Below are 11,239 nucleotides of genomic sequence, written 5' to 3' on the forward strand. Positions count from 1 at the left end.
GCGGCGGAAGCCGTCGACCCCCGGAGCCCGGCCCCGCACACCCCGACCGGAACATCCCGGACGGTGGGAAAACCTGTGAGAGGTCGGCCTGATGATCCATTAGAGTCTGCGCCCGGAATCAGCACAGAAGTTCGGGCCCGCGGGGAGTCTCCATGCGCGGAGCGCGTTCCGCCGTCCTCACCGTCGCTCTGGCCGTACTGGCCTGCGGCCTGACCGCCTGCGGCAACGCCGTTAGCGGCAGCGACGGCGGACCGCCAGCGGCGGCCTCCGCCTCGGGCGGCACGGTCGCCAGCCCTGCCGTGACAAGCAGTGCGGTGGCGGCGGGCAAAGCCGCCGCCACCGATCCCAAGGCCGCGTTGGCTGCCTCCGCCGAGGTCATGCGCAAGGCGGGCAGCGCTCGGTACGCCCTGTCCGTGCCGGAGGGTCTGGAGGCCGAACCGGGCACGGGCTTCGCCAACTGGACCACCGGCCCGGCCGCGATCGAGTACCTGACCGACGCCCCGAACGCCCCGATCAGAGTCCGGGTGGTGGGCAACGAGGCGTACATGGGCCCCACGGAGCAGGCCGCGGCGGGCGCCGGCGAGCAGGTCTTCTGGGTGAAGATGCCCTTCCTCATGTGGTGTCGGCCCTTCTACCCGCAGCTGACCATGGCGATGGACCCGGTGAACCAGCTGACCCTGGCCACCACCGGCCGGCTCAGCGCGGTCGGGACCGAGTCGCTCGACGGTGCCGAAGTCACGCACTACCGCGCCGTCACCGACATCGCCGCCGTGGTGGGCGCGATACCCGACCTCACCGAGGAACACCGCCCGCACGTCGAAGCCGCCCTCAAGAAGGGCGGCGAAACGTACACCCTCGACTTCTGGCTCAACGCCGAGCAGGAACTTCTCCGGTTCCGCGAGTTCGGCGCCAACGACGGCGAGGCCCGCGCCGTCACCGTGACCTACTCCGCCCCGGGAACCGCCCCCACCATGACCGCACCCACCCGCGACAACCTGCGGACATCGTCCGACCTCAACCGATTCCTCCCCCCGTCACGCGCCACAACCGGGCCGGGACGCGAAGCCGTCTAGCGATCAGCTGCAGATCCGGGGTCGTCCGGCCGGAGGGTCGCTCCCGCACCTGGTGCTGGCTCAGCCCGCTGCACGGCCTACCGCCGACCGACGCCCCGGCTGTCGAGACGGTCGACCAGCGCGGCCTCCTTCCGGAGCAACAGGTCGCGGTCGGCGGCGGGCAGCGACGCCAGGGCGTCGACCAGGACCTGCCCACGAGGGACGTGGACCATGGCACCCGAGTAGATCCGGCAACCCGAGCACCAGGCCAGACCGATGCAACGCTCGAAGCCGACAGACTCGGGCGGATGGAGGCGGTACACGTAGGAGCGGACCGGCTCGTGGCACACGACGCAGATTCGGCCGTCGCGGTCGAAGACCGACCAGCCGCTCCCACGCTTGCGCCAGGACTTCCGGCCGGCAGGTGCTCTTCATGTCGTCACGGCGATCTTCCTGCCCCGAGAAGGCGTTGCGGGCCAGGCGCTCAACTCGCCAGCGCGTCCGGCAGTCAGGGCTGCGCGGCGACCGGGCCGCCCGCTGCCCTTTGCTCGCCGCGGCCTCGCCTGGGTAGCCTTGCCGCCGACCGGCGAGGATCGAGCAGGTGGGGCGTATGGCGGGTCTGGACGACCTGGTGCGACTGTTCGGCGCGCCGCCGCCCCGAGAAGCGGCGGCGGACGACTGGGCCGAGGTCGAGGACTACGTCGGCTCGGCGCTGCCGGGGGATTTCAAGGCGTTCCTCGATGCCTACGGCACCGGTCTGATCTGCGACGAGCTCGTGGTGTTCCACCCCCGCGGGTCCAGTCCGCTGCTGGACCGGATGCGCGGGATCCACGAGTCGTTCGGCGGGTCGTGGCGGCGCGACCCGGGCCGGTACCCCTTCCGGTTCCACCCCGCGCCGGGCGGCCTGGTCTCCTGGGGGTACGACTACAGCGGCGACGAGCACTTCTTCTGGCCCTGCGACCCGGACCCGGACCGCTGGAAGGTCGTCACGAACATCAACGGGGCCGACCCGGAGGTCTTCGACGGGCCGTTCGCCGACTTCGTCCTCGCCTTCGTCGAGAGCCTGCGCGTCGTGGACCCGCAGCACGCGATCACCCCGGACGCGCTGGAGTTCCTCGAGCCGGAGGACCTGGACGAACTGCGGGAACGTGGTGCGACCGGCGTTCCGGTCGAGCCGAGTTTCGAGCCGTTCTGATCCGCCTGCGCGGCCCGTCGTGCCGCATGTCGTATCGCAAAGGCCTGATGGCCTCCCTCGACGGGTGTGGGACCCGAAGCCGCCGGCAGTCTGCCTACCCCTCGTCGACCTGCTGGTCGGCGGCCTCGTTGGCGCGGTCGATCTCGGCCATGTGCTCCTCCGCCCAGGTGCGCAGCCCGGCGAGCGCGGTTTCCAGGGACAGTCCGAGTCCGGTGAGCCGGTAGAAGACGCGCGGCGGCACGCTCGGTTCGACGCGGCGCGACACCAGACCGTCGCGGGTCAGGCTTCGCAGTGTCACGGACAGCATCTTCTGGGAGACGCCCGGCATCCGGCGCTTCAGCTCCGCGAAGCGCACCTCGTCCGGTGCGGCGTCGGCGAGTGTCCTGACGGCCATGGACGTCCACTTGGTGCCGATGCGGTCGAGCAACTGCCGTGTCGGGCACTGGGGATCGAACAGGTCGCCACGTGTCCCACGATCGGCGGCCCGGGCTCCCGGGGTGGTCACCTGCGGCTCACCACCTTCCCTGAAAGTGCCGTCTAGGAAGCGGCCGGCCAGTTACCTATCGTGCTGTGGTCACCCATGGTAACCAGAAGCGCAGGAGCCACCATGCCCGCCATTCCCGCCGTGCCCGCCGTACCCGTCAGCACTACACCCCGACTGCACCGCATCGTGACCAACGGCGTCCGGCTCAACGTCGCGATCGCCGGGGACGGACCGGCGGTTCTGCTGCTGCACGGTTTCCCGCACACCTGGCAGGTCTGGAGCAGCATCATGGGCCGACTGGCCGGAAGGTACCGGGTCATCGCCCCGGACCTGCGGGGCCTCGGTGCCAGTGAACGTGCCGTCGACGGTTACGACGCGGGGACCCTGGCCGCCGACGCCGAGGGGCTGCTCGACGCGCTCGGCGAGCCCTCGGCAGCGGTGGTCGGTCTCGACGCGGGATCCGCGCCCGCCGTCCTGCTCGCGCTGCGCCGGCCCGGCCTCGTGCGGCGCCTGGTCGTGATGGAGGCGCTGCTCGGCCGGCTACCCGGAGCCGAGCACGTCGTCGCGGGCGGCGCCCCGTGGTGGTTCGGCTTCCACGCCGTGCCCGGCCTCGCCGAAACCGTCCTGGTCGGCAACGAGGGCCCCTACATCGACTGGTTCCTCGACTCGGGGACGCTCGGGCGAGGGGTGCCCGAGGACATCCGCGCGGCCTTCGTCCACGCGTACACCGGGAGCGAGGCCCTGCGCTGCGCGTTCTCCCACTACCGGGCCCTGCCCACCAGCGCGCGGCAGATCGAGGACGCCGTCGCGACGGCCCGGCTGACCGTGCCCACCATGGCCATCGGCTCCCACCCCGTCGGCACCGGACTCGAACGCCAACTCCGCCCCGTCGCCGACGACCTGGTCGGACACCGGCTCCAGGACTGCGGCCACATCATCCCGCTCGACCGCCCCGACGCGCTGTTGGCGCTCCTGGCGCCCTTCCTGGCCGCCGACCTGCCGAGGTGACCGGAGCGGGGCCAGGAGCACGGTCGGCGGCTCCTCCCTGGATGATCGATCCCAAGGGGTTCAGCGATTGCCTTCGGGCAGAGAGGCAAGCACCTGCAGGAGGTTGTACTCGACGATCCCCATCATGAAGTCGCGGTCGGGGAAGTCGCCGTCGAGCAGTCGCAGCGGCCCGGCGACGAGCGACAGACGCATCGCCAGCATGTAGAAGGCCAGTCGCCGCTCGTCGAGTCCGCCCCTGTTCAGCCACTGGTAGTGCTCGCCGAAGCGGATTCGCAGGAACACGTGTTCCCACTCCACGTCGAAGAACATCAGGCCCTCGATGTCGATGAGAACCGGCTGCCCGAGCCGGTCCACCAGCACGTGGTCCGGTCCGAGCTCCCCGTGGATGAGCCCGTACTCCGAGCGCGGGCGCACAGCGCCGGCCAGGCCGCGCAACACGTCGTCAACGTGCTCACGGACACCTGCGATCCGCATGTCGCGCGAGGAGGCTTCGGCCAGGTCCTCGAGCGCGCGGTCGAGGACGACCTGCTCGCACGAGCGGCCGTGGGAGAACCCGCCGTTGTCGATCAGGGCGACTTTGCCGAAGCCCGGTGCGGTGTGCCGCTGCATCAGGTCGAGTGCCTCGGCAAGCCGCACCAGGGTGGTCTCCACGCTGCGCGGGTTCTGCTCGAGCAGTGTTTCCAGGTTCTCGCCGGGGACGTCCTCGATCACCGCGATGTCCGCCGGGTAGTAGCTCCTGCTCCGGTCGGCCAGACGGATCCGGGGAGTGCGGATCCCCAGGGCGCTCAGGTGCCGGTGGGCGGCCTGGAACAGCTCGATCCCGGAGGCGTGCGAAAACGGGTCCGCATGGTCCTCGGCGTCGGCGGCGTTCGCCGTCGGCCAGTAGTTCTCGGCGTCGTCCCAGATGTAGACGATCGCGGTGGAATCGTCCTCGAAGGTGAGGCGGTACACGCCCTTCTTGCTGCCGCCTCGGAGCCGCGACACACCGACGAGGCGATGCCGGGCTCCCAACGCCGCCCGCGCGACCCCTGCCAGATGATCACGTCCGACAACCCTGCGTGCCACGTTCATGACTTGCCTCCCCCATGTATCGGCTGCGCAGCCTCTCTGCCGACGGAGGACGAAGGAACGGACCCTCGGGCGCGCCACCGCACAAGCGGCCGATTGTAGACGATGCGCGCACAGGAGGAGGGAATCCAACGTCGTTATGTGAAAACAGACTTGGACTCCCTCGCTACCGCACTCCAAGTGAAGACCGATGATCTGCTGAAGGATTGCGCAGGGCTGCCGACCATGTCCGACGCCTCACCCGCACGCTGGCCGGCGACACCACACCGTGGAGCGACGACGTACGGGTCGTGGACTCCACGCCCGTCGAGTGCGGCCGCTCACGCGAGACCGTCCAACGCTCCGACCTGGCCGGATGGGCGCAGTACGGGTACTGCGCCCGCCACGGCCGATACTTCTGGGGACTACGGCTGCACCTGGTGTGCACCCGGCACGGCCTCCCCGTCGCGTTCGCGCTGACCGGTGCCAAGGCTGGCGAGCGCGAGACGCTGCTGGACCTGCTCGCCGTCGAACCACAGCTCACGGACAAGCGCCCCGGGCAGACGCTGATCGGCGACAAGAACTGCTTCGGCCGCGACTTCGAGCAGCAGTTGGCCGAGCTGGACATCCAACTGCCGCGGCCGACACGCAAGGGTGAGGCCGAGCGGCCCGGATCACAGCTGTTCAAGCCGCTGCGGCAGGTCATCGAGTCGGTCAACGAGACGCGCGTGGTGGCGTCTGCTGGCGGTCGTAGTGCTCCTGGGCGGCGAGGAGTTCCTCTCCATGGCGGCCGAACCACTGGATGAGTTCGGTCAGCGGGCCGGCCAGGCTGACGCCGAGTTCGGTCAGGCTGTAGGTGACCTGGGGCGGGTTGGTGGGCGTGACCTGACGGTCGACGAGCCCGGCCCGGGCCAGGGCCTTGAGGTTCTGCGACAGCATCTTCTGGCTGATGCCGCCGACCCGTTGGTGCAGCTGGGCGAAGCGGTGCGGGCCGGCGATGAGGGCCGAGACGATCAGGGTCGCCCAACGACTGGTCGTCCGATCCATGATCGGTCGGAGTGCGCACTTCTGGTCGAAGGTGTCGTGGGCCAGGAGCCGGGCGGCCGTCGCGACCTGCTGGGTTTCGAGCACGGTACGAGCTTACAAAAAAGTACGTACTTCCCCGTAGTAATCAGCTTTCCTACGGTGACTTCGCAGGTACCGACGTTCGAGGAGTCACTGTGAGCACGAGCAGCAAGGCCCGTACGGCGATCGTCACGGGCGCGTCGAAGGGCCTCGGGGCGGGGATCGCCGAGGCACTGGCCGAGGCGGGCGCGGCCGTCGTGGTGAACTACCGGGAGGACGCGGAGGGGGCCGAGCGGGTCGTCGCGGGAATCACCGCCGGGGGCGGCCGGGCGGTCGCGGTCCGGGCGGACGTGGCGCGCGGCGAGGACGTGCGCCGTCTGTTCGACCGTGCGCGCGAGGAGTTCGGACCGGTCGACGTGCTGGTGAACAACGCGGGGGTGGCCACCTTCGCGCCGCTGTCGGGCATCACCGAGGAGGAGTTCCAGCGTCAGATGAGCACGAACCTGCTGGGCACGATCCTCACCACGCAGGCCCTGGCCGCGCAGGACGACATCGGCTCCGCGTCGGTCGTCAACGTCTCCACGGCGGGCACGCTCACCCACCCGACGTACGCCTCGCTCTATGTCGCGTCCAAGAGCGCCGTCAACGCGTTCACCGTCGTCGCGGCCAAGGAACTGGGCCCGCGCGGCATCCGGGTCAACGCGATCATGCCCGGACCGTCCGACACCGAGGGCACCAGGGCGATGGGATTCCCCGGCTCGGCGCAGGAGGCGCAGGCGATCGCCGGCACCCCGCTGGGCCGGACGGGCACCCCGGCCGACTACGGCCCACTGGTGGCCTTCCTGGCCTCCGACGACGCGCGCTGGATCACCGGGGACGTCATCCTCGCCTCCGGCGGCATGCGCTGACGCTCCGACCGCCGTCGGGCCGCGGCCCGACGGCGCTGGTCGCAGCCCTGGTGGAAGGGCTGCGACCAGGGCTGCGACCAGCGCTTTCGAGGGGACAACTAGCAGGATGCCGGTGGTCCGTCCGGCTCGGCCGGACCGGGGCGGCGGGTGCGGCGGCGTACGAGGCCGAGGGCGGCGACGGTGGCCAGGACCACGAGGACCACGCCGACGTTGCGGAGCAGGTCGAGGGCGTCGGCCAGGGTGCCCCGGTGGAGGGGCGGGGCGAGCGTCAGGGTCCAGGGCAGGACGGCCAGGGCGATGCCGCCGGTGTGCAGGGGGTCGCTGTGCGGCCTGGCGAGGCGCAGGAGGCGGGCGAGGCCCAGGACGAGGGCGGCCCAGGCCGGGGCGAGGTCGAGCAGGGCCTGCTGGAGGGGCGGGAGGACGAGGTGGGGGTAATCCTCGGACCGGGTGCCGAGCCACAGCAGCGTGAGACCGCTCAGCGGGAGCGCGACGGCGGCGGCGGAGCCGACCGCCCAGGAGCGGCCGCCTCGGGAGAGGTCCACGGCGTCGGGCGGTGCGATCAGCACCAGGACGGCCGTGACAGCCCAGAGGCCCGGCTCGGGATGTGGGGTGAACGCCGCCACCGCGACGGCCGCCAGGAGCAGGGCCCGGGCCGGGGCCCAGCGGCCGAGGGTGAGACACAGCAGGGCGAGAAGCCAGGGAGCGCTCCGCGCGGCGCTTGCCGCCCAGTGCGGGTCGGGGCCGGACGGGAGGGCGCCGAGGAGCAGGTGGAGCAGGCTCAGCGCGGCACCGCCGGCCAGCAGGGACGGCGCGGCGCCGGCGAGGATCCTGCCCGCCGGGTCGCTCGAACCGAGCCGGGTGCGCAGCCGCACGGCGTGTGCGGCGAGGGCGGCCCACTCGCGCAGGGCGGTGCGGGGGCCGGCGTGCCGGACGGCTTCGGCGAGGACCGCGTTGATCTCCTCGCCGTGCGCGGCCCGGTAGGAGGACGGGTAGAGGCGGACGAGGGGAAGACGTCGCAGCAGGGCGGGAAACGGGGTGTGCCGGTCGGTCATGCCGTCCCCCAGTTCGCCTGCGCCGTACGCGGCCTGCGCAGCGTGGGCCGGGGGGCGCCGAGGGCGAGCCGGCGTTCGGCCTCCGCCACGCCGGCGCGCAGCCGTTGGGTCTCCTCGGTCAGGGTGTCCCGGCCCTGCTCGGTCAGCTCGAAGCTGCGGCGCAGTCGGCCGGCCACGACCTCCTCGTGGGCGATCCGGATCAGGCCCTGCTGGAGCAGTCGGTCCAGCGCGGTGTAGAGGGTGCCGGTGAGCATCCTGGTGCGGCCTTCGGTGATCGCCAGGACTTCCTGGAGGATCGCGTAGCCGTGCCGGGGCTCGTCGGCCAGTGCGGTGAGCACGAGCCTTGCCGGCTCCTGCAGTTGACGGTCTGCCATGCGGGAACCATAGATCAATGATTGAGATATGTCGATGAGTTAGCCATGGGTGGGGCGGAGGCGGAGGCCGTCCCGGTGTGCGGCGGACCGCACACCGGGACCGGGTCACCCGCCGATCACGTGGGCGGCGATCGCCCTCGGGGTCGGCGCGTCGGCCAGCTCGGCGATCCGGACCGGGACGCCGAACCTGCGCTGCACCTGGGCGATCATGCGGATGAAGAGCAGCGACTCCCCACCGAGGGTGAAGAAGTCGGAGTCGGCCCCGACGGTGGGAACCCCGAGCAGTGAGCGCCAGATCTCCGCGATCTGTCGCACGGTCCGCTCCTCGTCGTCCGCAGCCGGGTCGGCCACCGGCGCCGAAGCGACGGGCATCGGAGCCACCGGAACCGGAGCGACCGGCGCCGGAGCGTCCCGGGCGGCGGGCGTGTCCAGCCAGTGGCGTTCGGCGGCGAAGGGACGGGCCGGCAGTGGCGCCCGGACCGCCGGGGCCCCCGCGCGCACCGCCGCCCAGTCCAGCTCGACGCCCGAGGCCCACAGCGCGCCGAGCCCGCTCAGCAGGTCGCCGCGGCGCGGCTGCAGCGCCACCACGGGCGTCTGCCGGGCCTCGGGGATCTGCCGGGCGCTGCCGATCAGACCACTGCCCGGGCCGACCTCGACGAGGACCGCCCGGCCCCGGGCCGCCGCCGTGACCACCGCGTCCTGGTAGCGGACGGGGCTGCGCAACTGCTCCGCCCAGTAGCCGGCCGGCCGGAGCCCGCCGGCGGGCAGCACCCGGCCGCTGACGGTACTGATCACGTCGACCTCGCCCGGCTTGGCCTCGACCGTGGCGGCCACCGCGTCCAGCGCGGCGGCGGCCCCGGCCATCATCCGGGAGTGGAAGGCCCGTTCGGTGGGCAGCAGCCGGTGCTGGATCCCGGCGGTGTCGAGCCGGGCGCGCAGCCGGGTCAGCGCGTCGGCCGGGCCGGACACCACGACCACCTCCGGCGCGTTGACGGCGGCGATGTCGAGCTCGTCCGGTCCGGCGAGTTCGGCGCGCACCGCGGCCGGCGCCGCGAGGACCACGAGCATGCCGCCCTCGGGGGCCCGTCGCATCAGCGCGCCCCGCTCGGCGACCAGGCGCAGCATGTCGGCCGGCCCCAGTTCGCCGGCCAGGCCCGCCGCCGCGTACTCCCCCACCGAGTGCCCGAGCAGGGCGGCGGGCCGGACCCCGAAGGTGCCGAGCAGCCGTCCCAGCGCGTACTCGTGCAGCACCAGGGCGGGCTGGGTGAGGTCGGTGCGGTGGATCAGGCCCTGCGGGTCCCGGTCGACCAGCAGCTCGCGCAGGTCCACGCCGAGGAGGGGCCGGGCGAGTTCGCTGCCGCGGTCGATGTCGGCGGCGAAGGACGGGTAGCGGCGGTAGGCCCACGCGGCCATGCCGGGTGCTTCGGCGCCCTGGCCGGGGAGCAGGAAGACCACCTCGGGCCGGCGCTGCGCGGTGCGCACGGGTGCGCCGGTCAGCGCGCGGGCGGCCTCGGCCGTGTCCGGCGCGGCGACGGCGATCCGGTGGGCGAAGTGCCGGCGGTGCCGCTGCGTGGTCAGGGCGACGTCGGGCAGCGGGAGTCCGGGGTGGTCGGCCAGGTGGCGGGCGAGGCGTTCGGCGGCGCTGCGCAGGGCCGGTTCGGTGGGGGCGGAGACCAGGACGACGTCCGGGGCGGTCGGGGTGGGCGGCGCCGGGTCGGCGGGTGCCTCGGTGAGCACCACGTGGACGTTGGTGCCGCCGAGGCCGAAGGAGCTGACGGCGGCCCGGCGCGGCCGGCCGTCCGGGACGGTCCACTCCCGGGCGACGGTGTCGACGGTGAACGGCGATCCGGGGTCGGTCAGTTCGGCCCTGGGCCGGTCGAGGCCGGCGAGCGGCGGGATCCGGCGGTGGTGCAGGGCGAGGGCGGCCTTGATCAGGCCGGCCACGCCGGCGGCGGCCGACAGGTGGCCGATGTTCGCCTTGACCGAGCCGAGCGAGCAGGCGCCCCTGCCGTCGCCGAACACCTCGCGCAGCGCGGCCAGTTCGATGGCGTCGCCGACCTCGGTGGCCGTGCCGTGCGCCTCCAGGTAGCCGATCGTCGACGGGTCGACGCGGGCCGCCGCATAGGCGCGGGCGAGCACGTCGACCTGTCCGGCGACGCCCGGGGCGGTGTAGCCGACCTTCGCCGCGCCGTCGTTGTTGACGGCGGAGCCGGAGATCAGCGCGAGGACCCGGTCGCCGTCGCGGCGGGCGTCCGCGGCCCGTTTGAGGACGACCATGCCGACCCCGCTGCCCGGCACGGTGCCGTTGGCGGCGGCGTCGAACGGGCGGCAGGCGCCGTCGGGCGACATGATGCCCTTGGGTTCGTAGCGGTAGCCGGCCCGTTGCGGGAACTCCAGGTCGACGCCGCCGGCCAGCGCGAGGTCGGAGTCGCCGGTGCGCAGGCTCTGGCAGGCCAGGTGCACGGCGACCAGCGAGGTGGAGCAGGCGGTCTGGACGCCGATCGCGGGCCCGTTCAGGCCCAGCCGGTAGGCGATCCGGGCCGCGAGGTGGTCCTTCTCGTTGGCGAGCACCACGGACAGCAGGCCCTGCTCGGCCAGGACTTCCGGGTCGGCCAGGACCTGCTGCTGCAGGTAGTAGTTGAATCCGGAGCCGGCGAACACGCCGACCCGGCCCGGTGGCCGGTCGGTGATCAGTCCGCCGCTCTCCAGGGCTTCCCAGGCGGTCTCCAGCAGCAGCCGGTGCTGCGGGTCCATCAGGTCGGCCTCCCGGGGCGGGATGCCGAAGAACCCGGCGTCGAACAGGTCCGTCCCGGCGAGCAGGCCGCGGGCCGGCACGTAGGCCGGGTCGTCCAGGTCGGCGGCCGGCACGCCGGCCGCGAGCAGCTCCTCGCGGGACAGCCGGGCGACCGCCACCCGTCCGGCGAGCAGGCCGTTCCAGTACTCGTCGAGGTCGGCGGCGCCGGGGAACCGGCCGGCCATTCCGACGATCGCGATGTCCTGACGCAGCCCGTCATCCGGCTCGTCAGTCGCTCCGTTGCTCATCTCGTCACCCCC

General features: G+C 72.7%; 11 protein-coding genes and 1 pseudogene. 5 read left to right on the forward strand and 7 right to left on the reverse strand.

From position 1 onward, the window contains the following. Positions 1 to 152: 152 nt before the first annotated feature. Complete coding sequence (locus ACW14Y_RS01100) at positions 153 to 1,073, forward strand: hypothetical protein (protein ID WP_456985534.1); 921 nt, start codon at positions 153 to 155, stop codon at positions 1,071 to 1,073. Between the two features lie 77 nt (positions 1,074 to 1,150). Here the strand turns inward: ACW14Y_RS01100 and ACW14Y_RS01105 are convergent, their stop codons facing one another. Continuing rightward, entirely contained in the window at positions 1,151 to 1,285 is a 135-nt protein-coding gene (locus ACW14Y_RS01105) for a hypothetical protein (protein WP_456985535.1), read from the reverse strand. A 377-nt stretch (positions 1,286 to 1,662) separates the two neighbouring features. Between ACW14Y_RS01105 and ACW14Y_RS01110 the strand changes: the two genes are divergently transcribed. Continuing rightward, positions 1,663 to 2,247: a hypothetical protein gene (locus ACW14Y_RS01110; protein WP_456985536.1), complete on the forward strand. Its 585-nt coding sequence runs from the start codon at positions 1,663 to 1,665 to the stop codon at positions 2,245 to 2,247. A 94-nt stretch (positions 2,248 to 2,341) separates the two neighbouring features. On the opposite strand, the gene ACW14Y_RS01115 is transcribed toward ACW14Y_RS01110, so the two are convergent. Then, positions 2,342 to 2,752 (reverse strand): winged helix-turn-helix transcriptional regulator, encoded by a 411-nt coding sequence (locus ACW14Y_RS01115; protein WP_380311412.1) that lies wholly within the window; start codon positions 2,750 to 2,752, stop codon positions 2,342 to 2,344. A gap of 102 nt (positions 2,753 to 2,854) precedes the next feature. Here ACW14Y_RS01115 and ACW14Y_RS01120 point away from each other — a divergent pair, with 102 nt between their 5' ends. Continuing rightward, entirely contained in the window at positions 2,855 to 3,739 is an 885-nt protein-coding gene (locus tag ACW14Y_RS01120; protein WP_456985537.1) for an alpha/beta hydrolase, read from the forward strand. A 60-nt stretch (positions 3,740 to 3,799) separates the two neighbouring features. Here ACW14Y_RS01120 and ACW14Y_RS01125 read toward each other — a convergent pair whose 3' ends face one another. Beyond that, entirely contained in the window at positions 3,800 to 4,810 is a 1,011-nt protein-coding gene (locus ACW14Y_RS01125) for a phosphotransferase family protein (RefSeq protein ID WP_456985538.1), read from the reverse strand. 203 nt (positions 4,811 to 5,013) lie between these two features. On the opposite strand from ACW14Y_RS01125, the pseudogene ACW14Y_RS01130 reads away from it, so the two are divergent. Continuing rightward, a pseudogene (locus ACW14Y_RS01130) lies at positions 5,014 to 5,589 on the forward strand (transposase); the annotation flags it as partial. On the opposite strand, the gene ACW14Y_RS01135 reads toward ACW14Y_RS01130, so the two are convergent. After that, entirely contained in the window at positions 5,501 to 5,917 is a 417-nt protein-coding gene (locus ACW14Y_RS01135; RefSeq protein WP_456985539.1) for a winged helix-turn-helix transcriptional regulator, read from the reverse strand. The pseudogene ACW14Y_RS01130 and the gene ACW14Y_RS01135 sit on opposite strands and share 89 nt — an antisense overlap. 89 nt (positions 5,918 to 6,006) lie before the next feature. Between ACW14Y_RS01135 and ACW14Y_RS01140 the strand changes: the two genes are divergently transcribed. Beyond that, on the forward strand, positions 6,007 to 6,759 hold the full coding sequence (locus ACW14Y_RS01140) for an SDR family NAD(P)-dependent oxidoreductase (RefSeq protein ID WP_456985540.1): 753 nt from the start codon (positions 6,007 to 6,009) through the stop codon (positions 6,757 to 6,759). Between the two features lie 98 nt (positions 6,760 to 6,857). Here ACW14Y_RS01140 and ACW14Y_RS01145 read toward each other — a convergent pair whose 3' ends face one another. The 3 genes from ACW14Y_RS01145 to ACW14Y_RS01155 all read right to left on the reverse strand — a co-directional run bounded on the left by ACW14Y_RS01145 (position 6,858) and on the right by ACW14Y_RS01155 (position 11,227). Then, entirely contained in the window at positions 6,858 to 7,811 is a 954-nt protein-coding gene (locus ACW14Y_RS01145) for a hypothetical protein (protein ID WP_456985541.1), read from the reverse strand. Continuing rightward, entirely contained in the window at positions 7,808 to 8,185 is a 378-nt protein-coding gene (locus tag ACW14Y_RS01150) for a PadR family transcriptional regulator (RefSeq protein WP_380311400.1), read from the reverse strand. The genes ACW14Y_RS01145 and ACW14Y_RS01150 overlap by 4 nt, the downstream gene beginning before the upstream one ends. 105 nt (positions 8,186 to 8,290) lie before the next feature. Further along, entirely contained in the window at positions 8,291 to 11,227 is a 2,937-nt protein-coding gene (locus ACW14Y_RS01155) for a type I polyketide synthase (protein ID WP_456985542.1), read from the reverse strand. Positions 11,228 to 11,239 lie beyond the last annotated feature (12 nt).

It is taken from the genome of Kitasatospora sp. cg17-2 (assembly GCF_054031055.1).